This window comes from Acinetobacter sp. NIPH 542 (genome assembly GCF_000369825.1).
In the GTDB taxonomy this organism is placed as follows: domain Bacteria; phylum Pseudomonadota; class Gammaproteobacteria; order Pseudomonadales; family Moraxellaceae; genus Acinetobacter; species Acinetobacter oleivorans.
Map to the genome: position 1 here is coordinate 265,899 of NZ_KB850206.1, position 25,958 is coordinate 291,856.

Here is a 25,958-nt window from a genome sequence, read left to right on the forward strand (position 1 = left end):
ATTGTTCAGTTAAGAACTATTCCCCCAAGGCCCCCGTGCCACAACAGAACTTTAATTTTTTGCGCTGATTTAAAGTAATCCACCATTGCGACACAGAGATAAGGGAGCTAAACCAAACGCTTAGCCCATGTCTTCTTTATCGCACCGCCGCATTACGCTAAAAAAAGTAGGGGCAAAGTCCTGTGGGAGAGCAGGACTTTGCAAACTGACATGTTCTAGACGTTGCATGAGCTGAGGCGAATACATTTGTTCAAGCCGTTGGTAAATACAGTCGCAACTGGCTGGGGTGTGCCCACCAGAGAGGCAAATTTTTTCAAAATCCTGCTGAGTGTGAATGTCGCAACCAGAAACACCGTAATCGCCTATTAAAAGACTTAAAGCCAAAATAGGTTTATAAAGTTTCATATTATTCTCGTGATAATTTTCACTAAGTTATTAATAAAAAATAAGCCGCTTATATTTAAAGTATTAAAATCATTTAAAAAGGGAATAGTTAACCCGCCTGAAATACAGGAAAATAAAATGATTAAAATTTTAAAATAAAAGTATTTATAAATTTAAAATATTTTAGGTGAGAGAAAGCCTAAATTTTAAATAAATAAAATTACGAGAGAGGATAGGGGATTAATATAAAAAATGGCATGGTCAACTCCTAGAATTTATGGAGCTCTACCACCAAAGATCACCGTCAATTGATTATGGTGGTAGAACGAAAGGGGGTTGACAGACCGGACATACAGAACCAGCACACCCGAAGGTGTCCCCCTTCCGCCCTACCGCAACATGAGGGGGACGGTGGTTTTCACACAAATTTCTCCCTCAGAAGGATAAATCTGATGTGCTGTATGTAAAACGGTCTGTCAAAACCGACTAGCAATGTGTGCCAGCGGGACCATAATAATCATAAGTTTTTAACAGGTCAATTCAATTTAAATAAAATATTATAAAAATTTTAAATATAAATTTATATTTTAATTAAACTCAAAAGTTAATCTATTTAAAGCAGTAAATTAATAAGGATAATAAAGCTAAACTAAACGTTTAGCCTGTGCTTAAAATGTATAACGGTAATTAATAAATACTCGGTGCTGGTCCCAATCTTTCCGAGACATTCCATTTATTTTTTCACCTAGGTTTGCATTTTCAAACTTTGACTCATAATGAAAAAATGAATAACGCACATCTAAGTTTTTTACCCAAGGCAAGGCATAACTCACCGTAAAGTCAAAATAACGCTCTTTACCTTCAATATCACTGCTGATGTTACTTTGGTGAGCGCCAAAGCCATAAATATACTTCGCTTCAGTTTTTAAACCTTTCACGTAGTCTTTCCAGTTATATTTCAAGCGAAGGGCAACGGCGGTTTCATCGTTATTGGTAAAGTCAGGACCAATGGTCGCAGAGGTCGGAAACGGGTTAGTCCCGTGGTCTTGCGTTAAAACCGAGTTGCGGTCGGAGTGCACGGCAAAGTTATCTTCTATCCAAAAACCATCAAACTTTGAAACGGCAATGCCGCCTTCAATATTATTCTTGGCTACATTTACATCGACAAAATAACCATTCCCACGGTTGTTAATGTCTTGACCTTTGACACAGTCCAGCTCGGTTTCGGCACCGCATTTAAACAGCTTGCCATCGTCACGCGAGAAAAAAGCACCTGTGTTAAATGTCCACACCAAGCCATGCAAAGGCAGTTTATATTGAGCAATCGCCCCATACTTTTTTAAATAATCTTTACTATTTAAATATTCGGCATTCACGCTCCAGTTTTTGTACTGATATTTGGCACCAAGCAAACCGACATAATCAATTCGCTCGTCATTTTCAGTCACCAGTTTTTCAAAACTGTCCATGCTACGCGGTTTCCAGCGGTCATAGTAAGCAATGTAAGTCTGTAGCTGATCATTCAGTTGAAACTGCCCACTCGCACCCGAAAAAGTGTCGGGCACCGCGCGGTTATTGGTGCTTTTAAGTAACAGCGAATCTTGCAACTGACGGCCTAATTTAATTTCACCTTTATCGCCCAGTTTTGCTTTGATGTAGAGCTGCCCTAAAGTCGCAAAGTTTTGGTCAAGCTTGCCGTTATTTTCGACCTCTAAAAGCTGAGCGCTAGGCTTGCCAGAGTCAAATAACTTGGTGACTGCATAGAGTGAACCATCTACTCCAAGCCAGTCCCACAAGTAAGGTGACTGATAATTTAATTCAAACCCTAAAGCGCTTTGTTCATATTCACTCGACGAAGGTGAAGGGTTAGCAAGCGTGGGGTGAGCAGTGCCTTCATCGTTCCAGTAACGGGTGTTGAGTTTTAATTCTAACTTGCCAAATTCTTGAGGAAGCTCTGCATACGCATTGCTTACACTGCCTAAACCAATACAGCCCCATAGCAAATATTTATTCATTTTAAATTCCTTTTTTAAGCATGAATAAGCCCTTTGCCTAACGCTGAGGTTAGGCAAGCTTTTTATGAAATGGATGAATTAAGGAGAGAGTTTTTCGAGCACTTGGCCTTTGGTTTCAATGGCAAACAAGAAGGTCACTAGGCCACCAATGAGCGCCACAACGGCCAGTACACTAAACACATATTGAATGCCGTAACCACCAACAACCAGACCCACCATAACAGGTCCAATTGCAGAGCCGGCACGTAACCAAGCGGTACTAAAACCGATGCCCATCGCACGTAGGCGAGTTGGGTAAAGTTCGGCAGCGTAAAGGTATAAAGAGAATGAAATAGTTTGCAAAATCGCATAGCTAATCGTTGCAAAAATTACAACTTCCATTGCCGATTTTGCGCCTAAAACCGAAAGGCTCATGAGCGGAATGATCGCCAAGAAAAACGCTGCACTGTACCAAGGACGACGGCCGACTTTATCAATCATTAACGCACAGATAATAGAAGCAATCACACCCACACCCGAAGTAATCCAGCCATAACCTAAACTGGTTTGCAGCGACAGGCCAAAGTGTTGTTTGTAAAGAGATGGCAGCCAAGTCACCATGGCATTGTTCACCATATATACGCAAAACCACATGCCCCACAGAGTAAAGGTACGTTTGCGGTAAATGCCACGGAACAGCTCACGCCAGTCGGTTTTTGCCATGCCTTGCGGGTTAATTTCTTTAACCAGTGGTTCAGGCAAAGTTTTACCGCTTTTAATGGCACCCTCTTCAAAGCTTTTGACGACTTTATCTGCTTCTTTAAAACGGCCTTTTGAAGCCAGCCAGCGTGGTGACTCAGGCAAGAAAAACCGTAAAGGAATCACCAGTAAAGATGGAATTAAGCCTACAATAAACATGACTTTCCAGCCGTAAATTGGCATCAGGAAAAATGCAGCCATGCCTGCAAACATAAGACCAAGTGGGAATAAAACTTCGTAGAGCAAGAAAAACTTACCGCGCTTTTCTGCACCAATAAACTCATTAATATAGGCACTTGCAACAGGCACTTCACCGCCTGTTCCAACACCTTGCAAGAAACGGAAAATTAACAGTGACATTCCGCTCCACGCAAACAAACAGGAAATGTCCATTGCCACAAACAGTAAAATGGTAAAAGACAGCACTTTTAAACGACCGACTTTTTCGGCAAGAGAACCAAAAAAGATCGCACCAACCAGTTGCCCGACATAGCCCGCGGCAATGATCGCACCGACATAGGCAGGTGTCAGATGCCATTCGGTAATGAGTTGGGGTAAAGCAAAGGCAATTGCTAGAACAGTATACGCGTCAAAAAAGGTCGCTATACCAATGGTAATTCGCATAAATTGCAATCGACCAGTGACTGGTAGTCGTTCTAGTCTTGCAATAATTTCCGCATTTTTTTGATGATGACTAATTTGTTCTACATCCGCTAGATTTGTCATCTTCTATCTCCTTATTACTACATTCCTCGTAGTTTTTTTGTTCTATTTCGCAGTACCTGTTCACCACAGTTTGCATGCTTTTTATTATTGTTTTTAAGAGACATGCCCGATGTTTGGCCTCAGGCAGCGTACAGGAAAAAAAGGCTAGCGTACATGCTAGCCCGAATAGAATTTAAGCAACGGCTTGGGTTAAATCGACCTTGCCAATTCCAGCTTGACGCATTGCATCATGAATTTCTTGCTCAGCACCATCTGACAGTGGAAGCAGAGGTGAACGCACAGTGGCATGGTCCAAAATTCCGCGAGCAACCAGTGCATGTTTAAGCGCGACCGTACCTTCCATGTGTGAACCACGGTGATAAACATTGCGAGTTACTGGTAATAATTGGTCGTGAATAGCACGAGCTTTGGCGTAATCTTTGGCTTTACCTGCTTTAATCATTTCAATTAACAGTTCAGGGGCAATGTTGCCGTAGCCAACCAAAGCGCCGTCTACATCAAACATGGTGTGAAGCAAATATTCATCGTGGCACGTCAACACCTGTAAGTCTGGGCGTTCACGGCGAATAATCGGAATCTCGACATCCCAACGGCGCATATTACGCACACCATTTTTCATGGCAAACACACCTGGCTGTGCAGAAATATCGAGTAGAGTCTCTAGGTCGTAAGTGGCCTTCGTTGCATCTGGATATTGAAATAAAATAGATGGCAAACCACTTTCTTCATAAATTGCTTTATAGCGGTCTTGTGGTGCGCCTTTTTGATAGCCAAAACGCAACCAGCCGTGTGAAGGGTAAATCAAACCTGCCGAAGCACCCGCGCTGACTGCACGTTTTGCTTCTTCTGCTGCAACCGAAGTACCTTCGAGCGTAATCCCTGCGATTACCGGAATTTTGTCATCTACCGATTTAACAAAGCTTTCGATGACCTGCATTTGTTCTTTTTGCGACAAGAATGTTCCTTCACCTGCATGCCCAAGAACAACCAAGCCTTTCACACCATCAATGCTGCCTAACCATGAACCTAAACGTTGAATTGCATTATGGTCTACTTGTCCGTCACGGGTAAAAGGAGTCACAGGTGCTGGGGTTAATCCACGTAAATCTAAACTCATAATCGTACTTCCTATACAGTGTAATTAAATATTCTCTGGTTCTTAATCTGACTTAAATCGTGTTGTAGAGAACATGATTGGAGTATAGGAATAGGTGAGCTATGTAGGAATTACCAATTCTTGAATTTCAGTTATACTGAAAATGTATGGCTCAAAATGCTGCTTATTTACGATTTAGGACGAATCGATGAATTATGAATTATGGAAAATATTTTTAGATGCGGTGGAACTCGGTAGCTTAAGCAAAGTCGCCATGCTGCATAACACCAACCAACCGCAAATCAGTCGGCAAATGAACGAGCTTGAAGCCCAATGTGGTGGTCGTTTGTTTAACCGAACTGGCCGCGGCGTTGAACTCACCGATTTAGGCCAGCATTTACTTCCTAAAATTCGTTCATGGCTAAACGTAACCGACCAGCTCAATAATGAAATTTTACACTCGACCGATACCCCGATCGGGACGGTTCGTATTGCCAGTTTGCCGTCTACTGCACATCCGTTGTTATCGACTCTGTATAAAGTCCTTCAACAAAAATATCCTCTAATTAAACTGTCGGTGCGTGAAGGACAAGGGGTACATTTAGAAAAATGGCTTGAAGATGGCAGCGTCGATTTAGCCATTCTCTATCGGTTTAATCCAACACCTAAACAGGGCGATGTTTACCTTGTCGAAGCTGATACTTACTTGGTCGGCTGTGAAGGAGATGCGCTCACTCAGGCCAATGAAGTCGAATTTAAAGAAGTCAGTGAGTTACCTCTGGTCACGTTTTGTAGACCAAGTAACTGGCGCAATTTTTTAGACCATATGGCCTATGAAAATGGGGTAGAGCTGAATATTGTATTTGAAGCCGACTCGATTAGTTTACAAACCCATTTAGTTTCCGAGTCTCGTATGTACACCATGCTGGGACCGCAAGCGTTAAAGAAGGCCAGCCAATACACCTCAATTCAAGCTGCAAAAATTATTAACCCTGCGCTAAAGCGTTATATTTCTTTGTCTATTTCTAAACATGGCTATTTAACGCCTGCGTGTAAGGCGGTGATGGAAGAAATTAGGAATTTGGCTGATTTGCTTTAAGAAAAGTGCAGCAAAGCAAGCGGGCAATTAATTCAATTTATTAAACAGTGATTTAAGTTTTACTTGAATTATTGCTTGACTTGTTTAAATGATAATTATTATCATTTGTAGGTTCCTTGTTTTGAGTCCAATTGCTGTGAACAAAACTTCTTTGCTTGTAGATCAGTTATATAGAAGTCACCAAAGCTGGCTTCACCAATGGTTGAGACAAAAATTAGGTAATACTGATCAGGCCGCAGATCTGGTTCAGGACACATTTATTAAACTGCTACAAACCCGAGACGAGCTATTCGGCATTAAGGAACCGCGCGCCTATTTGACGTCGATTGCTAAAAACCTGCTGATTGACCAAGTACGCCGTAAACGCATTGAACAAGCCTATTTAGATGGCTTGAGTCAAATGGAATATATGCTTGAAGCGGTGGCTTCACCCGAAGACCAGATGCAAATTATTCAAGCGATTAACCAGCTTTGCAAAGCACTCGAAGGGGTTTCTGAAAAAGCACAGCAAGCTTTTATTTTGCATTATCTCGAAGGCTATACCCATAAAGAAATTGCCGAGCGTTTAAATGTATCGACCAAAATGATTCAAAAATATTTGGCGAGCTGTTTAATTCAGTGCTACCAAAACCGACAAGACATGGACGCTTGCATTTAAATGGCCATGGATAAAAGCAAGCATCACCAACTGGTTGAAGAAGCCGCGCATTGGATTGTTCAACTGAGTTCGGATGATGAAAGCTCACGAAAAACCGCCAAGCAAAAATTTGAAGAGTGGAAAAAAAACAGTGAGCAACACCGCCAAGTGGCTGCCGATATTGAGCAATGTATCGGTTCAATTCAAAAACTTTCCCAAACCAGCGGACATAAAAAAGTTACCAAGGTTGCCCTTAAAGCTGGCCTAAGCTCAGGAAAAGCTTATAAACATTTACGTGCAGGAACAGCTTTTGCCGTTGTGTTTGTTGCCATGAGTGGGGCGTTATTTTATTTAACTGACACCACTGTGGCCTATGTGACTGCCGACATTCAAGGGCAATCGGGGCAGTGGACCACGGAAACCTTGCCAGACGGTTCACGTCTAATTTTACGGGGTAAAAGTGCAGTCAATCTTGATTTTAAAACCAACCAGCGAGTGGTTGAGTTGGTGCAAGGTCAAATTTATGTCGATGTTGCCAAAGATAAGACCAGACCTTTTTTGGTCAAAACCAGTCATGGGCAAATTCAGGCACTCGGCACAGCTTTTAGTGTCAGTTATGACCCTTCGGCAACCGAACTCAAAATGGTCCACTCAAAGGTAAAAGTAGAAGCGACACAGGTTAAAACTACTCAATTGCATAGCACTCGTCAGGCTATTGTCGAGGCGGGACAAGCCATTAAAATGGATAAAAATGGCGTGCAAAAACTGCCTGCACTTAATATCTATAACGAACAACAAAAATGGCAAAAGCATCAGCTTATGGTAGAAAACCTGCCGCTGAATCAGGTGCTACAAGAGCTAGACCGCAACTACAAAGGCAAAATTATTTTTAATGATGCGGCGCTGCAACATGTGCGGGTCAATGCTGTGTTGCCTTTAGACCAAACCACAGAATCGCTTAAGCTTTTGGCTACGGTTTTTCCTGACCTGAAAATTAAGCAAATCACGCCGTTTGTGGTCATGGTTTCTTTAAAATAATAAAAAATTAAATTTATTTTCAATTTTAGGTTCCACTTTTTTGAAAGTCGTTCGTCATAGTAAGTAGAAGCAATAAATATGGATCATTTTAATCTGCTGTATTGAATGATTCTTATTACGATTTACTGGGGCGGGGCAAATGAAAAAAGCAGGAACGGGGCAAAAGCGGAATCGATCGATTTTTCGATTTTCAACACTGGCGTTTGCCATACATGCTGTGTCGATGGGTGGGCTTGTTGTGCTTCCTATACAGCAGGCCTATGCAGAAACAGCCGGAGTGAAAAGCTATAACATTCCTGCGGGTCGCCTTGCTAACGTACTCAACCAGTTTGCCGAACAATCGGGTACTTCAATTGCAATGGATGCCCAGCAACTCCAAGGGTTACACAGTCTGGGCTTAAAAGGCAATTTTGCTGTCGAGCAAGGTTTTGAGCAGCTTTTAAAATCAACTGAATTTAATGCTGTAAAAGTTGGGCAGGGCTACACACTCAGCAAAAAATCTACACCACGCGTCACTTCATCTAAGGTTCAAGCTTCTAGCCTGCCACCAAGTAGTGCTGTAATTGAAGAAGATGCGTCGGTACGACTTACGCCAATTGTGGTGTACGGCAAAGAAGACCGTGACACAGAAGGCTATAATAAAGTTTATGACGCAAACCGTTCTTCGGTCTATGCGGGCAAAGACTACGTTGAGCGATTTAAAGGAACCAACCCAGCCGATGTTTTACAAGGCATGGTGGGAGTCTATAGCGGCGATGCCCGTAATAGTGGCGCACTCGACCCAAGTGTACGTGGTGTGCAGGGTGTTGGTCGTGTGCCTTTAACCATTGATGGCACTGAACAGTCGATTGCCGTGTGGCGTGGCTACAACGGGGTAAACAATCGAAACTATATCGACCCCAATCTCATTGCGGGCATTGAAGTCATTAAAGGCCCATCTTTAGAGCGAAATACCACAACTTCTGTAGGTGGCGGTGTAGTCGTTAAAACGCTAGAGGCCGATGACATTGTTCGTCCGGGTAAGTCTTTTGGTGCCGAGTTAAAAGTAGAAGGCTCAACCAACTCAATTGATCCGTCTTTGCCGGACATGAGTAAAGTGGGCCAAAACTACGATGACACAACGCCTTGGATCGAGATGAATGGGGCGAAATATGACCCCGATATTTATAAAAAGAACCGGACCAGAAGTGATAACTCTCATTTTTCGGGCGATGACTTGGCGGGCCGACTGGCAATTGCCACCAAGCAAGACAAATTCGATTTACTGGCTGTTTATGCAGTACGTGAGCGCGGCAATTATTTTTCGGGGACACATGGCGCGGGCTACTATAAACGAGCGACGCCAGACAGTAGTCTCGATTTTATTCCTTACTTTGCCTATGCCTATCAACCGGGCGATGAAGTTCCCAACACTTCAAGTCATATGGAGTCGTGGTTGTTAAAAGGGACCTATCGCCCAACCGATAGCCAGACTCTTAAACTGACTTACCGAGATACCAAAAATATTTTTGGTGAAATTATGCCATCTCGAATTGTTTGGGGTATTACGCCTGACTTGGGTGTTCCGCAGTGGCCCTTAAGCAATATTCACTCTAAAGCTTATAGCCTCGAATATAAGTTTAAGCCTGAGAATAATCGCTGGATTGATTTTTATGCCAACATTTGGCAAACCGACACCGAAAGCCAGACATACACACGTGGTGGGTGGCCAACCACAATCGACTTTCGAGATAACACTATTATTAACACGGCGATAAGCCATTCTGACAATACGCGTAAAGGCATTACGGTTAGTAATAAAACTCGTTTGCTTGACCAGCTTGATTTGACGCTCGGTGGACGTTTCTTAAAAGAAAAACTGACGTCTGACGATATATATGGCGAATTTGGCCCAAGTTATTCGCTCTATCAGGCACTGCCACGAGCAGGGCGCCGTGAGGAAAAAACGTTCGACTTTAACTTTAATTATCGACCGCTGTCTTGGTTAAGTTTTGATGCGGGTATGCGTTATCGCTCGTATTGGGCTGTTGATGACTTTTTAAATAAGTCTTTGCAGAGCGAGATTGACCCGAATTTAAATCCGCTGTTTACCAAAAAAAGTAGGCTTAAAGAATATACCTTTGAATATCAGACCATGCCTGAGAGTTACACCTCGACTCAGCAGCGTTTAATCAATGTTTTAAAACAGCGCTATGCCACAAAAAATCCTGAATGGGATGGACAGCTCGATACCGTGCCTGCATCAGAGAGCACGTTGTATAACATGATCTGGTCACAGAAAAATACGCTGAGCTGGAAAGCTGATGCCAACGGGCAATTGTCGCTTGCCGATAACCCTTTAAACCAGCTCAATGCCTCTGGACAAAAGTACGTCGTAACTGGCGGTAATTTTATGTCGGTGGTAGACCAAGTTCCGGTTGAGTCCGCCGACAAAGTAAAAGATAGTGGCTGGGCACCGCAGTTAGGTGCCTCAATTCACCTCACGTCAAACAGCAGAATTTATGCACGCTATGCAGAGGAATATCGCTTACCAAGTTTGTTTGAAAGCACTGTCGGTTTTTCTGCCATGTTGCCATATCAAGCAATCAAACCTGAACACGCTTTTAACTACGAAGTCGGTTATGTCTATGACATGCGTGATTGGTTCAGCACAGCACGCAATGCCGACATTAAACTCGCTTATTACTACAACAAAACCAAAAATGTGATTGAGCGTGACCAAAACCTTATTTTCACCAATATGGATGAGCAAAAGCTGTCAGGTCTAGAGCTACAAAGCCGTTTTGATAATGGTGGTTTTTTCACAGACTTGAGCGTGGCCTATAACTTAAAAAATGAAGTGTGTGACACCAATAGTGCCATTAACAAAATGATTTTAGGCGGCACGGTTCAAACCGAGCAGGGCCTTGAGTTCCGTGAACCCTATCAGCGTTGTGTCGATGATGGTTTCCCAAATGGTTACTTGGTGACCATGGCTACACCCGAACTCAGTTTTCACGGTTTGCTTGGCGCACGCTTTTTTGATGAAAAGTTAGAACTCGGTGCACGTGCAACATTTTATAAAGCTTATGAAAGCCCGCTACGCAAAAACAATGATGCTAGCGTCAATAAAGGCTATTACCTCAATGTGCCTTTGGCTTGGGATGACACGTGGATTTTTGATGCCTATGCGCGTTATCAGGTCGATAACTACAACACCGTTGAGTTTGTCGGCAGTAATCTTTCTAACCAGTTTTATATCGATCCTTTAACTCGTAGTGCCATGGCTGCACCCGGCCGAACGATGAAAATTAGTTGGACCACTAAATTTTAAACAGAATTTGATTGCCTCTACACATACATAAAAGGGGAGTCAGGTAACGGTAAATAATAATATTGAATGATTATTATTTACAAAAAGCCCGAGTAGGTTTGCAGCTGGGCCTACTCAATAAACTAAAAATAGCGAAATCGTTATTTTAAATTAAACAATAACTTAGTTTTAAAAAGATGGAGTAACAACAAATGAAAATCTCTCAATTGTTCTTGGGTCTCGTTGCTTGTTCAACTGCATTTGCTTATGCAGGAATTGATGGTATTTCGAGTAATGAAAGTAACATCAAAATCGGTGCTGCTGCCAATGCAAGCCATCCGGGTGGTGTAGCAGCGGTATCGGTTCAAGCTGCGGGTGCGCCATATAACGCTTTTACAGGTTTTAGTTCGTTAAAAGGTTTGGCTCAGGCTTTTGCTGCTCAGGGAACGAGTAATACCAATGTAACGGTTGGCAGCAAAACCTTTAATATTTCGCATATTCCAGTGTCTGCAATGCCACCTTCACACAGTGCATTAGGTAATTTTAACTTTGGTCAGGTGGGCACACAGGAAGTCTATTTTGGTGAATGGTGGAAAGCGGGCGACACGCCGGCAAGCGCGAGCCATACCGTTTACTACGCGGGTGATAACACCAATACCACGGTTCCAACCGCGGGTACTGCAACTTATACCGTTGCAGGGATTAACGGTTCTGGAAGCAATCTGTTAAGTGGTACGTTCACGGCAAATTATGGCGCGGGTACACTTGAAGGAACGCTTACCGGAACAGGTACGGCTGTTTCATCATTAAGCCTAGATGGTGTGGCATTTAACCCGGGTACTGCTGCGTTTGCAGGTTTGGCAACGGCTAACGGTACGGCTGGTGTCGACAACTCTGGTGTGGTGCAAGGTCAATTCTTTGGTGCAAATGCTTCGGCTTTAGCGGGTATTGCCCAGTTTGATAACGTGTCTTACAACACTGCATTTGGCGGTGCTAAAAATTAATGGATGCAAAAGGAATCTACATACGTAGGTTCCTTTTGTTTTTTGGGCTTTTGCTTGGTTGCTTCAGGTTTATTGTTTTATGAAACGAACGCTTTTGTGCTGTCTGACATTGTTGAGTTGTCCATTTTTATATGCCGACGAAGACACACAGCTTCGTCTCAATCAAAGCTTGGACCAAACGCTTTTACAAGAACAGCGACAGTTTCACGAGCAGGGAACCATTCGTAGTAGCGAGCAATTACCAAAACTTCAAATTAATGGACAAGAATATAGTGTTGAGCAAAATTCGGATGATCTTGCCAAGGCGTTATATTTGGCAGTCATGCAAAAACAGTGGCTCAAAGCCACAGTTTATTTAGACCATTATAAGAAATATGTTGGCTATGATCGGGCTTTAACCGACTTTGCCGAAGGGGCAGTTGCACGTTCTCAGGGTCAACTGAAATTGGCTGAACAAAAATTTCAAAGCAGCCTAAAACAACAACCTCATAATTTAATTTGTGAACTTGAGTTAGCGCGCGTGCTGTTTGAACAACAGAAGAATAAGGAAGCAGCACGCCTTTTTATTTCCATTCAAGACAAACTGAAACAAAGTGACCCTGCGGTAATCCCGTCTGGGGTTTTAACCACAGTGAATACCTTTGTTCAGGCATTAAAAAAAAGAGACTCTTGGCAAGGTTCGGTTTCAGCGGGTTACACCTATGTCAGTAATTTAAATAGTTCGTCGGAACAGAGCAAAACATGGACGCTTTATGGCAAAGATAGTAAAGGTAATATTATCCCGATTGAGCAAGTTACCCGTGGGACGCCTAAAGCTGAGTCGGCAACGGGTTTAGATTATGAAGCCAGTCTGATTAAACGCTATGCGATTAAGGGGCATCATGGCGTGGCTTTACGTGCGCTGGCGTTTGGGCAGTCCTATAACGACCACGCGGCATTTAATGAATCTACCATTAACATTAATGCAGGCTACAGCTACTTTGACTTAAAAAATCAAATTGGGGTGAGTCCGCTATTTGAACATAAACGTTATGGCAATGATGGTCTTTACAATGCATGGGGGGCGCGTGCCGAATGGATGCATTTTATCTCGGCAGATAAAGCCTTCAAGCTTGAGGCTGAGGGTAAAGATTTAAATTATCAGAAATATAAAACCCTAAATGGGGTGGAAAGCTCGGTCTTTGCAACTTTCTGGAAGATTTTTCCAGACCAGTGGACTGTTTTTAGTGGTTTAGATGTAGTCGACCATTCGACCCAAGAAAAATATATGGCTGCCTATCAACAGCAAGGTGTGCGTTTAGGCTTAAGTAAGTCTTGGAGTGCTGGTTTTAACACTACTTTATTGAGTTCTTACCGTTGGCGCCAGTTTGATAAATACGCAGAAACTTTCTTAGCTCGTCGTCATGATTTTGAACAGAACTATACCTTTGTTGTGCAAATGCCGCGCTTTGAGTTTTATGGCATGACACCCAATTTAACCTATCGCTATAACCATAATAAAAGCAATGTCGATTGGCTGTATTCCTACGATAAACACAACATTAGCCTCAAGCTTGAGCATCGTTTTTAGGGAATAAGCCATGAAATCAAAATTATTATTCCCTACACATAAGCCGATGTTTATGTTGCCTTTACCACAAGGGCCGAAGCATTTTTATAAGTGCTTAACCGTAGTGGTGGTGATTGGTCTGCATGTGTTTGTTGTCTGGATGCTGAGTCATTTAATTGAACCTTATACTTTTCAAGCAACCCCCAAAGTAGATGCCTTAAAAGTAAGTTTTGTGTCATTGGCGCCTGCTAAAAAGCCATCGGCTGAAAAGACCGAAAGCCAACCTAAAAAAAGTGTAACGCCTCAATCTACGTTAAGCAGTTCAGTATCTTCAGTACCTGAAGAATCAAGAAACTCACCTACAAATATTCAAACATTAGCGTCAAAAACTGCCTCTAAAGAGGTCGTGCAAAATAATTTAAATGACAAACAGCAAGCACAACCCAAAACGACTTTAAACAATTCAACTTCGCTCCAACCATTGCAGCTTACAGAGCGGCGAGCGGTTCATAACGATAAAAAACTGAGTTCGACAGACCTTGAACAAACGCAAACGGAGCATTTGCCACAAAACACTAATAGCGAAACCAAAAGTGGCGGCGTCAAAACACCCGCAATGCAGCAAGAGTATTCCAAAGCACCGAGCACTCAAGTTGAACACGATGACGTTGTTCAGGTGAGTAGTGTGGATGTGCTGAGTTTTGGCGGGCTTGATTATGATGACCGCGAGTTAAAACAACAAAATCGTTTGGTTGAGCTTCGTATTCGCATTAATGAAAAAGGGCAGCCGATCGACATCCAATTACGTCAAAGTTCAGGCATTCAAAGCCTTGATGAACGGGTCATGCAAGCTACACGTAAATCCAGATTTAAACCCCACAAAATTAACGGTCGAGCCGTGACCATTGTTGTGGATTTTCCAGTCCAACTCAAACTCAATCGGGGCCGTTAACCGATGATTAATATCTATTTTGCAGGAGAAAGATGATGAACTCATCTACAGACCAAATCATTAGCAACAGCTTGTCTTTACGTTTGAAACAAGAAACTGCTGCTGAACACGAACGTATGCATCAATTAATGTCAGAGGCAAAGGTATTTTCAAGTAAAGAAAAATACGCGCAATTTACGTTATCTCAATATTACTTTCAGCGTGAAATTGAACATCTTTTTGAAAAAGAGGGTGTGGCAGGACTGATTCCGGACTTAGACATTCGTGGCCGCTCAAAACAAGCACTTGCCGATTTAAATGATTTGGGTATTCAACCCAACGGGCAGCAATTACAGAGTGAAAACGTACAATTACCCGAAGCTTTAGGCTGGATTTATGTGTCTGAAGGTTCAACTTTAGGGGCTGCATTTTTATTTAAAGAAGCTCAAAAGCATTTGGGTTTTTCTGAAACGTTTGCTGCGCGTAATTTAGCGGCCTATCCCGAAGGACGCGCTAAAGTCTGGAAACGTTTTGTACAAGCACTTGATGAAACAGGCTTTGACCAAACCCAGCAAGACCGAGTCGTTCAAGGGGCGTTAGATGCTTTTGGATATTTTGGTCAAGCGCTTGATCAGCTTGATGAATTGAAATAATAAAAAGTGGATAAAGGGAATACCCGATATGGACAAACTCAATCAAGTAAATGTGATCGTAAAACATGAGCAGTCGCTAGCACCTGCTCAACCAGTCAGTAAGCTTGCCCGTTCTGTTTGGGCGCGTTGGGTGTTTATTGGTTTGGCTTGGTTGTGTATTGCGCTTGGCATATTGGGTATTTTTATTCCGGGTTTACCCACCGTTGATTTTATAATTTTGGCTGTGTTCTTTGCGGCTAGAGGCTCTGAAAAACTTCATCAATGGTTTCGAAATCATCGTTATATCGGTCCACTCATTCGCGAGTGGCAAGAACATCGGCGTATTCCTAAAAAAGCAAAATACATCTCGACGTTGAGTATGAGTTTGGCTGCGGGACTGATGATTTGGACCATTCCGCATCCGTGGTTTGTCTATCCGGCAATTTTATGTATGGCAGGGGTATTGGTGTGGATGTGGCTTAAAAAATGAAAGAATTATGATTGGCACTGTTGCATAGTACGCTTCATGGTTTTTACAAAATCACGCGGTACTTCAGGGCTTTGTAAACTTAAACTGCCAAGTTTATGCATGAGTTTAGGAGAGTATTGACGTTCTAAACGATGATAAATACATGTACAACTTGCATGGCTATGACCTGCTGCCATACATTTTAAATAGAAATCACGTTGAGCATTATTTTTTTGACCCGCGAAGGCAATAGATGCAAATAATAATCCACCTAGAAAAACTGAAAAATTATAAAGTGACATATATCTACTCTTGGTTGTTGTTTTTCATTATCCATATCTTGGCATAACTTTTTCAGGTTCAAAACCAATTGATATCAACTTGCGGCTTCATCATAGTTATAACAGTTTTAGAGGTCAAATTGATTTGAAGTTGAGAACCGTTTATTGTTTTAAAAACACTCAATTTTAATTGTTGCCATTTTAAAGACAGTGTTACGACATTACGCACCCTATTTTTTTACATCATTTTTTGTTTTCATAAACACTTTAGTATTACTTATTTTTTAAATCATTTATATACAACTTACTTGTTTTAAAACTCTAATTTAACAGGATATTTTATATGGCAGATACCCCAATTCAAAAAGAGACAGAAAGTACCTGGGCAATATGTCGAGATCCTGTTTTACTGACCATGGTGGGTGGGGCGATTGATACCATTGGCTTCATTGCATTGTTTGGTTTTTTTACCGCTCATGTTACGGGAAACTTAGTGTTGGCAGGCGCTGCATGGGTTAAAGGCGGCGCTGGTATATGGATTAAGCTCGCAGCAATCCCGCTATTTATTTTGACGGTAGTGATCACCAAACTGTTAATTGACCGTAGTCAGATTAAGCACAAAACACTGTCTTATTTATTTTTATTTGAAGCTATTTTTCTATGTGCCTTTATGGTTGCAGGACTTTACTTTGAACCATTTAAAAATCCGGATGCATTAACAGTTGCAGTAACAGGCGGGTTGGGTTTAATTGCTTTGGCTATTCGTAATACGTCCAGCAAAACCCTCATTAAAAATATTAGTCCAAGTACCATGATGACAGGCAATACCACGCAGCTTGGTATTGATATTGCTAACCTACTTAAAAACAATAACGCGGCCAATCGAGCAAGTTTTCTAAAAAGTGCCAGTATTGTGATTGGTTTTGTAATTGGTGCTTTCTTGGGAGCGATTCTCTATGTCTATTTTGACTTCTGGAGTGTAGCGCCATTTATATTACCTATTTTGTATTTCTCTTATTTAGCTTCACAGCAAAAGTTCAACCAAGCTTGATTAGAAAAAAATAACAAATTAGCCTGAATTAAAATGAGTTCAGGCTTTTTTTCGTAATAAAGGAAAATGGAAGCTGAGCCGAAATTGTTCGTTCACTGCTTTACAGGCATAATGACCAGATGGGGAATACATTCGATTAAGGAATGCACAATGACAAAGTCTTATCATTATTCAATCATAACAATAATGGCTTTGCTCAGTGGCTGTCAGGTCATTAATTTAAAAGAAAGTAATTTAAGTAACGCTTTAAAAAGTAAGAATGAAAGTATTCTGACCGACGGCACCTTAAGCCATCAAACTCAAAACTTACTGTATTTAGTCAAAAAAAATGAAAAATCTTGTCTGCAAAATTTTGATGATTGTTTAAATAAAATTCAAAGCTTGTCTGAAAATAGCAGCCGAGAAGAACGCTATGCTGCGCTCAGTGAAATCTATTTAGCCAAGGCTTTAGACGTTGGACGTAATAGCCAATGTAATGTCATTAATAAAAGTAGCAGTTGCCTTGAGCAAGAGTTAGCGCTGTTTGATAAAAGCTTGCGCTATAGTTATGTCTATTTATTTGACTCTGAAGAGTCGCCTTTCGATCGGGTATTTGACCATCGCCAAAATCAGGTGCGTATTTTTTATAACGTGGCTTTGTCGAAGCTCATGACCACGTATTTTAATCATTTAAATACACATCGCTTTCCACCGTTGCTTAAAGCAGATGGGCATGAGTACCACGTCAATTTTGACCATGCTGTAGATGTACAAAAAATTGAAGTCGATACTTTTCGCTCTAGCTATAACATGAACTTTTCTGGCTTTAATACAGTTAACCGTAAGGATGGTTTAGGGGCAGAGTTTATTGTTGGGCGTAAAGAAAATGATGTAAATCACGGCTTCATTTTAGACCCTGATGCTTTTTACGCTCACCAGAATAATCCGAACATACATTTACCACGCTTCTTTCCTGTCACTGCCATTGCTTACCCAAAACAAAAAGCGACAGCAGATCAGGTCATTGCTGGGGCAGATTTAGAAATTGCGATGTTTGATCCATATCGACAAGACCGCGTAAAGGTTGAAGGTGTGGACTATCCGCTTACTGCAAACTATTCGGCGCCTTATGGGCTGTGGTTGTCAAAATATAATTTAGGTGCAGCAGGTTATTGGTCTTTAATTAATAAAGAAAACAATTTGATCATGCCGCATTTATATATGCTGGAACCCTTTAACCCCAATAAGAAAATCATTGTATTTATTCATGGCTTAGCAAGTAGCCCAGAGGCGTGGGTAAGTTTGACTAATGACATTATGGGCGATGCCGAGTTAAGACAAAACTATCAAGTTTGGCAGGTGTTTTATTCTACCAATATGCCCATTTTTGAAAGTCGTTTTCAGATTTATTCATTGTTGAATCAGGCTTTCCAAAACATTGCCAAAGACAGCTATGCTGCACACGATGCAGTGTTGGTTGGACATAGTATGGGCGGAGTCATTAGCCGTTTATTGGTAAGTGATGCTGATGTTTCAGAGCAAGCCATGCAAAAAATGAATGAAGCGCAGTTAAATCGTTTAAAAGAAAATCCAGTCATTCGAGAGCGTTTTCAGTTCAAAGCTTTGCCTTATTTTAAGCGGGTTGTTTTTGTTTCTGCACCGCATCATGGTACAGATTACGCTGACCGATGGTTTACCCAAATTGCACGCCGTGTTATTCGTTTGCCCGCCGATTTCTTTATTGCAGTCGAAATGAGAGATGAGAAAAATACGAAACTCAGAAAAGGTTTAATTGAAAATGGAGCGAGTAATTTAAGTCGTTCTTCTAGTTTTATGCAGCTTACGCAAGCCATTCAACCATCGTCTAACGTGGTCTATCACTCGATTATGGGCAATATTGATGGTACGGCAGATAAGTTAAAAAGCAGCGATGGAATTGTGCCGTATCAAAGTTCACATTTAGGTGGTGAGCAATCGGAACTGATTATTAAAGGTGGGCATTCAATTCAAACCAGCCCAGAGGCGATTTTAGAATTACGCCGTATTTTACGGTTGCATTTAAAGCAGTCACAGCCTTCAAAATAGAATTTTTGTTTTTAGACAACCACTGCTGAAATGGGTCAGCAGTGGTTGAAATAATTAATTTAGCTGATTTTGTTTGAGCGATTTTTTGTGCTCAAAGTAGCTGATTGAAAAAATAACCAAGCCGACTAAATACAAGACCACAGACAGGAGCAATAAATCTAATCCTGCTGCATAGAGTAACCAAAGCGCATAAATTGAAGCGACGCTTGCAATGGCAATATGTGGGGTACGTTTGTGGCGAATTGATTCTTTAAGATAAAAAGCAGACACCAGAAAATAAGGTAGTAAAATCATTACCGATGAAATCAATAAAAGCTGGGTATAGTTTTTATTGAAAAAATATACGGCAATCAATGCGCCTTGCACGACCAGAGTGGTGAGCCAAAGCGATGAAATGGGTACATTATTTTGATTATTCTTTAAAAATAATTTCGGGAATGCGCCATTTTTTGCAGCCAAATATGGAATTTCAGTTGCAAATAAAGTCCAGCTTAAATAAGACGAAGCAACTGAAATAATAAGCCCAATGGTAATAACGATAGTGCCTGGCAAGCCTATGAGCTGCTGCAAAATGGTTGCCATTGATGGGTTATGCATACCAGCAAGCGCTTCACGACTCACCACGCCATAGGCCAATACTGTGACCATCACGTAAAAACTTAATGCCAGTAATACACCCAAAATGGTCGCTTTACCAATGTCATAACGGTTTTTTGCACGCGATGATAAAACCACAGCACCTTCAATACCGGTAAATACCCAAAGGGTAATTAGCATCAGGTCTTTTACTTGCTGCCAAAGCGGAACTTTTAAAGAGAAGTCATTTAAGTTGAGTTTGAACAAATCAAATTTAAAGGCAATAAAGGTAAAGAAGATAAAAACCACCATTGGAATGATTTTGGCAATGGTTGCCAGTAAATTCACAATCGCAGCTTCTTTAATGCCTCGACTCACTAACCAGTGCACCAGCCATACAAAAATGCTTGAGCCAATCAGAGAGTAGAGCGTATTGCCTTCACCAAAAATAATATGGTCTTTGCTATCGGTAAACATGCCGACGCCTGAAAAGGCAATCACTACATAGCCGACAATACCAATGGTGGTACATAACCAATAGCCCCAAGCCGAGCAAAACCCGATTAGGTCTCCAAAACCTTCCCGTGCATAGTTATAAATACCGCCGTCAAGATCTGGTCGTTGACGCGTTAAATGCAAGAGCGTGAGGGCCAAGAAAATAATGCCGACCCCGGTAATGAGCCATGCAACAAGAAGGGCAGAGCCGTTAGCGACTTGAGCCATATTTTGCGGGAGGCTAAATACGCCTGACCCCACCATAGAACTAAAGACCAGTGCTGTAAGAGACAATAGTCCAATTTTGGCAGCAGACATGGTATTTATTCTTTAAAAAATTGAGAAAGTTCAGCAATGTGTTCTGGACCAATGCCACAACAACCGCCGACTAGACTTGCACCTGCTTTTTGCCATTGTTTAGCAAAACCAAGATAAGCTGGAGCATCTAAGTCTTTACGAATTTCATCCAGACCATCGTTGGCAGTAGCGCTTTCATCTTGCGGTGGAAAAGCATTGGCATAGGCACCAATCTGCACCGACTCTGGAATGAGTCCTTTAATTTCTTTAATCGCTTGCAGGATCACTTCAGGTTGGCAGCAGTTAAATAACACTGCTTTGGCATTTGATTGTTTGATGAAATCAGCCACTTGTTGCATGTTTTCGCCAGAGCGAAGTAATGCTTGTTCGTGTTTGATTTCATCTTGCAGCGTGAATGACACCCAATAGTCTTTACCATCTTTTGGTAATAGCGCATGCACTGTTTCAACTTCTTTTAAGCACGATTGAGTTTCAGCGAGCCAGAAATCAACCTCTGGTGCCAATGTGTTAATGATTGGCTCAGCAAGGTTTTTAGCTTGTTCAGGTTGGAACAAGTCTGCACGGTAAGAGCCAAATAATGGCGGTAAGCAGCCTGCGATTTTGACATTTTTGCCGCTTTCTTTAACTGCATTTTTTGCTTGTTCAATAGCAACTTGAATTAAACGCACGCCGTCAGTTTCAAAGCGTTCTTGTCCAATATGAAAAGGCACAACAGCATAGTTGTTAGTCGTAATAACTTCTGAACCAGCATTAATAAAATCGAGATGTACTTCTTTTACTGTTTCTGGTGCTTCAATGAGTGCAAGCGCAGACCACTCTGGTTGACGAAACGGAGCGCCACGACGGGCCAATTCACGGCCTAAACCGCCATCTAAAATCTTCATAAATTACAACATAAAGGGAGAAAAAATATTTGATTAATCTAGCGCGTAGATGAGCCGTGTACAATCGCGAATATGCTCGATATATTTCTAAATAAATTAGATTGTTATGAATATTTTTTCTTAAAAGGATTTCTGTAGACGATGTTCAGTTTTATTGATGAACTTCATGTGAAAAAGAGTGTGTATTTATTTGAAAATATAGAATAAAAAACGATCTTATAACGCGCCAAATTGTTGCCAGCTTTCACCCGTGTGCTGGGTTTTATAATAGGCTTGAAGTTGTTCAAGTTGCGTAAAATGTATGCTACACCAAATTAATAAACTGATGAATAATAAAAGCTTACATAAGCTGCGAGTCTTGTTCTGAGAAATAAAAGCAAGCACAGCAAAAAACAGCACAGGTAAAAATATAAAGAATTGAGCAGGGGAGAAAAATAAATGAGCAGTACTGAAATATAATGCGGCTGCACTCATCAGCACATTTAAAACAGAACATAGTTTTTGATATTTACCGAGCTTAAATGCATAAGCAGTCAGAGCAAGTAACACCGCTGAGCTGACATAAATGGCTGTACCGCCAATCATCCACATATAAAACCCGCTTACCAAAAGATAAGCCAGCAGCAAAAAAAGCACGAGCTTAAAACAAAATGACAAGAGGCGAGGTGATGATTTTAAAGGCGTCATAGCGAATCTAAATATCTCAGCTGAGGTCTTAAAAAACAAAAGGACGAATCGAAATTCATCCTTTTGATATTTATTTATACATCGTCAAACTTAATTTGCTTTTGCAACTGGGGCAGTAGCAGTTTCATCGTTTGCAGCTTTGAACGGAGATGTATAGTTCAAGCCAAGTGTAGAACTTGTGTACTGACGAACTTTGTCGAGTAACACAGGATCTTTGCTTAAGTCTTGTTTATAAGAGACTACAATTTCATGAAGCTTCTGGTTCCACTTACCTTCAGTTTGCTGAGGGAAAGCTTTTTCAAGCAAGTTAAGCATGATGTATGGAGAAGTCGAAGCACCCGGAGACGCACCTAACAATGCAGTTACAGCACCATCTTTAGACGCAAAGATTTCTGTACCGAATTGAAGCGTTGCTGGTTTACCTGGTTCTTTCTTGATGATCTGAACACGTTGACCACCTTGGCTTAAACGCCAGTCTTCAGCTTTCGCATCTGGGTAGTATTTACGAAGTTCATTTAGACGGTCTTGGTCTGACATCATGACTTGGCTAACCAAGTATTTAACAAGATCAAGGTTTTCCAAGCCAACAGTCGTCATTGGTAAAACGTTGTTTTTGTTTGTTGATGCAAGTAAATCAAGCTGAGAACCATTTTTCAGGAACTTGTTTGAATATGTTGCAAATGGTCCAAACAATACATATTTTTTACCGTCGATATAACGTGTATCAATATGTGGTACAGACATTGGAGGAGCACCAAGTTCAGCACGGCCATAAACTTTTGCTGTGTGCTGAGCAGTAATTGCTGGGTTATCAGTAATTAAGAACTCACCACCAACAGGGAAGCCAGCATATTGTTTCGCTTCTGGTAAACCAGTAAGTTGCAATAATTTAACTGCTGCACCACCTGCACCAATAAATACAAAACGTGTTTTAACGTGGTCTACTTTACCAGTTTTCAAATTTTTGAAAGACACAGTCCAAGTTTTGTCATCATTTTGGCTGATGCCAGTCACTTCGGTTGAAGTCTGTAATTTGAAATTCGGGTTTTGATCTAAACGATTCACTAATTGTTTAGTGATAGAACCATAGTTTACGTCAGAGCCAACATCCATACGGGTTGCTGCAACTTTTTGACTAGGGTCACGATCGTTCATGACTAAAGGAGCCCATTGTTTAATCACAGCTGGGTCTTCAGTAAATTTCATGCCTTTGAACAGCGGGCTTTGGATCATGGCAGCATAACGCTTTTCTAAGAATTGAACGTTATCGCCCCAAACGAAAGCAATGTGTGGAACTGGATTAATGAATGATTTAGGTTCAGCTAAAACGCCTTGTTTTACCTGATATGACCAGAACTGTTTTGCTACTTCAAACTGAGAAGCAACTTTTTCAGCTTTGGCAATTTCCATCTTACCGTTTTTCTCTTCGGTATAGTTCATTTCCATAAAGCCAGAGTGGCCTGTTCCGGCATTGTTAAAGCCGTTTGAACTTTCTTGAGCAACTTGGTCAAGACGTTCATACATACGAATTTGCCAGTTTGGTTCAAGCTCGGTGAAATAAGTACCAAGAGTAGCACTCATGATGCCGCCGCCAACAAGGACAGCATCAACAACCGGCTCATCTTTTGCAGTTTCGACTTGTTTTGACGCAGTTGGTCTAAACAAGAAAACAATACCTGCAATTAAAATAAGAATGATTAATACCAGAAGGTATTTCAAAAACTTTTTCATGTAAGGGGGACCTTAAAATAAGTTATTTGAGTCACTTAAGGAGTGAGGAAACCTAGACAGCGTATCCAGACAAAAAGGATATAAATGCGAAACTGAATTCTCAAAATTAGAGAACTTCGAAAAAAATAAAAATTACTTGGGATTATCGCAAACACTCTATATTTTAGACTAATTTTGCATTGACAAGACAATTTTTATAATAAATGGGGTTCATCAAAATCATAAATATGATTTATATTTAATCAAATTGAGCTTTTGAAAGAGAGTTTAAGTTAATTATTTTGTTTTAAGTATTTGAAGTTAAAATAATAATATTAATTTGGTTAAAGTTGGATCATTTGAAGAATATTTGCCTATAAAAATAGATTAAATTTTATTTCATCCCATATTTATGTAAATAAGCTCCTTACACATGCTTATTTCCTGTCATACATAGTTCTTATTAATATTGGCTCAATGAATATGAAATTAAGGGCATATCTCTGCATAAGAAATATGCCCTTTAAGATTTTATGAGGCTACATAGAAAGGTGCAGTTGAACGTGGTAATGAGTCACGTCCACGAATCTGGTCTGCAATTTTCTCGGCAATCATAATGGTGGTTGCATTTAAGTTACCGGTAATAATCAGCGGCATAATTGAGGCATCAACTACGCGCAAACCATTCATACCATGTACGCGACCTTGACCATCTACGACAGCCATTTCGTCTTCGCCCATCTTACAGCTACAAGATGGATGGTAAGCAGTTTCTGCGTGGTTACGAACAAAGTCATCAAGCTCTGCATCAGTTTGCAAATGTTTGCCCGGGCTAATTTCTTCACCACGATATGGATCAAGCGCAGGTTGCTGCATGATTTCACGAGTGATACGAATCGCATCACGGAACTCACGCCAGTCTTGTTCCGTCGACATATAGTTGAACAAGATACTTGGATGCTCAAACGGATCTTTTGATTTCAGTCTAATACGGCCACGTGAAGGTGAGCGCATTGAACCTACGTGTGCTTGGAAACCATGCTCTTTCACTGCATTACTGCCGTTGTAGTTAATAGCAACTGGCAAGAAATGGTACTGAATGTTTGGCCATTTGAACTCATCTGAACTACGAATAAATCCACCTGCTTCAAACTGGTTACTTGCGCCAATACCTGTACCGTTAAATAACCACTCGGCACCAATGGCAGGTTGGTTATACCATTTCAAGGCAGGGTATAAAGAAACGGGTTGCTTACATTTATATTGTAAGTACATTTCTAAATGATCTTGCAGGTTTTCACCTACACCCGGTAAATCATGAACGACATCAATGTCCATTGATTTTAAGAAATTGCTTTCGCCAACACCTGAGCGCTGTAAAATTTGAGGTGAAGCAATTGCGCCTGCACACAGTAACACTTCGCGTTTAGCCAGAGCACGTTGTAAGTTGTTTTGATCAGCGCCAATAATGTATTCAACACCAATCGCTTGTTTTTGATTAAACAAAATTTTATTGGTCGTAGCATGAGTCAAAATAGTCAGGTTTGGACGACCTTTTGCCATATCCAAATAACCACGTGCGGTACTTGAACGGCGACCTTTTGGAGTAACTGTACGGTCCATTGGACCAAAGCCTTCTTGCTGGTAACCATTTAAGTCGTCAGTACGTGGGTAACCTGCCTGTACACCAGCTTCAACCATGGCATGGAACAAGACATTGTTGCCATTTTTCGGCGTAGCAACGGATACAGGACCATTGCCGCCATGATAGTCATTTTCACCAATGTCACGGGTTTCAGCTTTTTTGTAGTAAGGTAAACAGTCTGCATAAGACCAGTTTTCAAGGCCTTTATGAGTTGCCCATTGCTCTAAATCCATTGCGTTACCACGGATATAGCACATGCCATTAATTAAAGATGAGCCACCTAAACCTTTACCACGACCACATTCCATACGACGGTTATTCATGTGTGGTTCTGGGTCGGTTAAATAAGCCCAGTTATAGCGACGACCTTGAAGAGGGTAGGCCAAAGCTGCCGGCATTTGTGTACGGAAATCCAAGCGATAATCCGGGCCACCTGCCTCTAAGAGTAAAACGGTGGTATCTTTGTCTTCAGTCAGACGCGCAGCGAGTACATTTCCGGCAGATCCTGCGCCAATAATAATGTAATCATATTCTTTAATATTCATAACTATCCTTTTTTTACTAACAGTTTGCCTGAGCAATCTATAAAGACTGCTCGGCATATGTGATTTAGGTTGAAGTGTCTAGAGCGATTTAG

At 41.2% G+C, this 25,958-nt stretch carries 21 protein-coding genes; 11 read left to right on the forward strand and 10 right to left on the reverse strand.

What is annotated here, in order from left to right; translation table 11 throughout:
• Nucleotides 1-120 precede the first annotated feature (120 nt).
• From F886_RS06905 to F886_RS06920, 4 genes are all read right to left on the reverse strand, one after another.
• Nucleotides 121-405, reverse strand: a complete 285-nt coding sequence (locus F886_RS06905) for a hypothetical protein (protein WP_005303202.1) — start codon at nt 403-405, stop codon at nt 121-123.
• A 647-nt stretch (nt 406-1,052) separates the two neighbouring features.
• Nucleotides 1,053-2,399 carry an OprD family outer membrane porin gene (locus tag F886_RS06910; protein WP_005303203.1) on the reverse strand — a complete coding sequence of 449 codons (1,347 nt, stop codon included), beginning with the start codon at nt 2,397-2,399 and terminating at the stop codon, nt 1,053-1,055.
• Nucleotides 2,400-2,477: 78 nt separating this feature from the next.
• Nucleotides 2,478-3,863 carry an MFS transporter gene (locus tag F886_RS06915; protein WP_005303205.1) on the reverse strand — a complete coding sequence of 462 codons (1,386 nt, stop codon included), beginning with the start codon at nt 3,861-3,863 and terminating at the stop codon, nt 2,478-2,480.
• Between the two features lie 172 nt (nt 3,864-4,035).
• Nucleotides 4,036-4,980, reverse strand: a complete 945-nt coding sequence (locus F886_RS06920; RefSeq protein ID WP_000050880.1) for a dihydrodipicolinate synthase family protein — start codon at nt 4,978-4,980, stop codon at nt 4,036-4,038.
• Nucleotides 4,981-5,167: 187 nt separating this feature from the next.
• Here F886_RS06920 and F886_RS06925 point away from each other — a divergent pair, with 187 nt between their 5' ends.
• From F886_RS06925 to F886_RS06965, 9 genes are all read left to right on the forward strand, one after another.
• The gene (locus F886_RS06925; protein WP_005303208.1) at nt 5,168-6,058 is read left to right on the forward strand and encodes a LysR family transcriptional regulator; all 891 of its coding nucleotides are present in this window, start codon (nt 5,168-5,170) and stop codon (nt 6,056-6,058) included.
• Between the two features lie 136 nt (nt 6,059-6,194).
• Nucleotides 6,195-6,716 carry a sigma-70 family RNA polymerase sigma factor gene (locus tag F886_RS06930; RefSeq protein ID WP_005303210.1) on the forward strand — a complete coding sequence of 174 codons (522 nt, stop codon included), beginning with the start codon at nt 6,195-6,197 and terminating at the stop codon, nt 6,714-6,716.
• Nucleotides 6,717-7,733 carry a FecR family protein gene (locus tag F886_RS06935; RefSeq protein ID WP_005303212.1) on the forward strand — a complete coding sequence of 339 codons (1,017 nt, stop codon included), beginning with the start codon at nt 6,717-6,719 and terminating at the stop codon, nt 7,731-7,733.
• 139 nt (nt 7,734-7,872) lie between these two features.
• Nucleotides 7,873-11,046 (forward strand): hemophilin receptor HphR, encoded by a 3,174-nt coding sequence (locus F886_RS06940; protein WP_005303214.1) that lies wholly within the window; start codon nt 7,873-7,875, stop codon nt 11,044-11,046.
• Nucleotides 11,047-11,237: 191 nt separating this feature from the next.
• The gene (locus tag F886_RS06945) at nt 11,238-12,029 is read left to right on the forward strand and encodes a Slam-dependent surface lipoprotein (protein WP_002041986.1); all 792 of its coding nucleotides are present in this window, start codon (nt 11,238-11,240) and stop codon (nt 12,027-12,029) included.
• A 103-nt stretch (nt 12,030-12,132) separates the two neighbouring features.
• On the forward strand, nt 12,133-13,599 hold the full coding sequence (locus F886_RS06950) for a hemophilin secretion modulator (RefSeq protein WP_081402219.1): 1,467 nt from the start codon (nt 12,133-12,135) through the stop codon (nt 13,597-13,599).
• A gap of 10 nt (nt 13,600-13,609) precedes the next feature.
• Nucleotides 13,610-14,530: an energy transducer TonB gene (locus F886_RS06955; protein WP_005303217.1), complete on the forward strand. Its 921-nt coding sequence runs from the start codon at nt 13,610-13,612 to the stop codon at nt 14,528-14,530.
• 32 nt (nt 14,531-14,562) lie between these two features.
• A complete protein-coding gene (locus F886_RS06960) occupies nt 14,563-15,162 on the forward strand; it encodes a biliverdin-producing heme oxygenase (protein WP_081402120.1) in 600 nt (199 codons plus the stop codon).
• Between the two features lie 28 nt (nt 15,163-15,190).
• A complete protein-coding gene (locus F886_RS06965) occupies nt 15,191-15,631 on the forward strand; it encodes a YbaN family protein (RefSeq protein WP_005303220.1) in 441 nt (146 codons plus the stop codon).
• Between the two features lie 5 nt (nt 15,632-15,636).
• Here the strand turns inward: F886_RS06965 and F886_RS06970 are convergent, their stop codons facing one another.
• On the reverse strand, nt 15,637-15,912 hold the full coding sequence (locus F886_RS06970) for a hypothetical protein (protein WP_005303222.1): 276 nt from the start codon (nt 15,910-15,912) through the stop codon (nt 15,637-15,639).
• A 322-nt stretch (nt 15,913-16,234) separates the two neighbouring features.
• Here F886_RS06970 and F886_RS06975 point away from each other — a divergent pair, with 322 nt between their 5' ends.
• Both F886_RS06975 and F886_RS06980 read left to right on the forward strand, forming a co-directional pair.
• On the forward strand, nt 16,235-16,942 hold the full coding sequence (locus tag F886_RS06975) for a YoaK family protein (protein ID WP_005303224.1): 708 nt from the start codon (nt 16,235-16,237) through the stop codon (nt 16,940-16,942).
• Nucleotides 16,943-17,092: 150 nt separating this feature from the next.
• The gene (locus F886_RS06980) at nt 17,093-19,006 is read left to right on the forward strand and encodes an esterase/lipase family protein (protein WP_005303227.1); all 1,914 of its coding nucleotides are present in this window, start codon (nt 17,093-17,095) and stop codon (nt 19,004-19,006) included.
• 54 nt (nt 19,007-19,060) lie between these two features.
• Here F886_RS06980 and F886_RS06985 read toward each other — a convergent pair whose 3' ends face one another.
• From F886_RS06985 to betA, 5 genes are all read right to left on the reverse strand, one after another.
• Nucleotides 19,061-20,395 carry a basic amino acid/polyamine antiporter gene (locus F886_RS06985; protein ID WP_005303228.1) on the reverse strand — a complete coding sequence of 445 codons (1,335 nt, stop codon included), beginning with the start codon at nt 20,393-20,395 and terminating at the stop codon, nt 19,061-19,063.
• Nucleotides 20,396-20,400: 5 nt separating this feature from the next.
• Nucleotides 20,401-21,279 carry a homocysteine S-methyltransferase family protein gene (locus F886_RS06990; protein WP_005303230.1) on the reverse strand — a complete coding sequence of 293 codons (879 nt, stop codon included), beginning with the start codon at nt 21,277-21,279 and terminating at the stop codon, nt 20,401-20,403.
• A gap of 216 nt (nt 21,280-21,495) precedes the next feature.
• Entirely contained in the window at nt 21,496-21,966 is a 471-nt protein-coding gene (locus tag F886_RS06995; protein ID WP_081402121.1) for a hypothetical protein, read from the reverse strand.
• Between the two features lie 90 nt (nt 21,967-22,056).
• Nucleotides 22,057-23,697 carry a malate dehydrogenase (quinone) gene (gene mqo / locus F886_RS07000; RefSeq protein WP_005303233.1) on the reverse strand — a complete coding sequence of 547 codons (1,641 nt, stop codon included), beginning with the start codon at nt 23,695-23,697 and terminating at the stop codon, nt 22,057-22,059.
• Between the two features lie 510 nt (nt 23,698-24,207).
• Nucleotides 24,208-25,866 carry a choline dehydrogenase gene (betA, locus tag F886_RS07005; RefSeq protein WP_005303235.1) on the reverse strand — a complete coding sequence of 553 codons (1,659 nt, stop codon included), beginning with the start codon at nt 25,864-25,866 and terminating at the stop codon, nt 24,208-24,210.
• Nucleotides 25,867-25,958 lie beyond the last annotated feature (92 nt).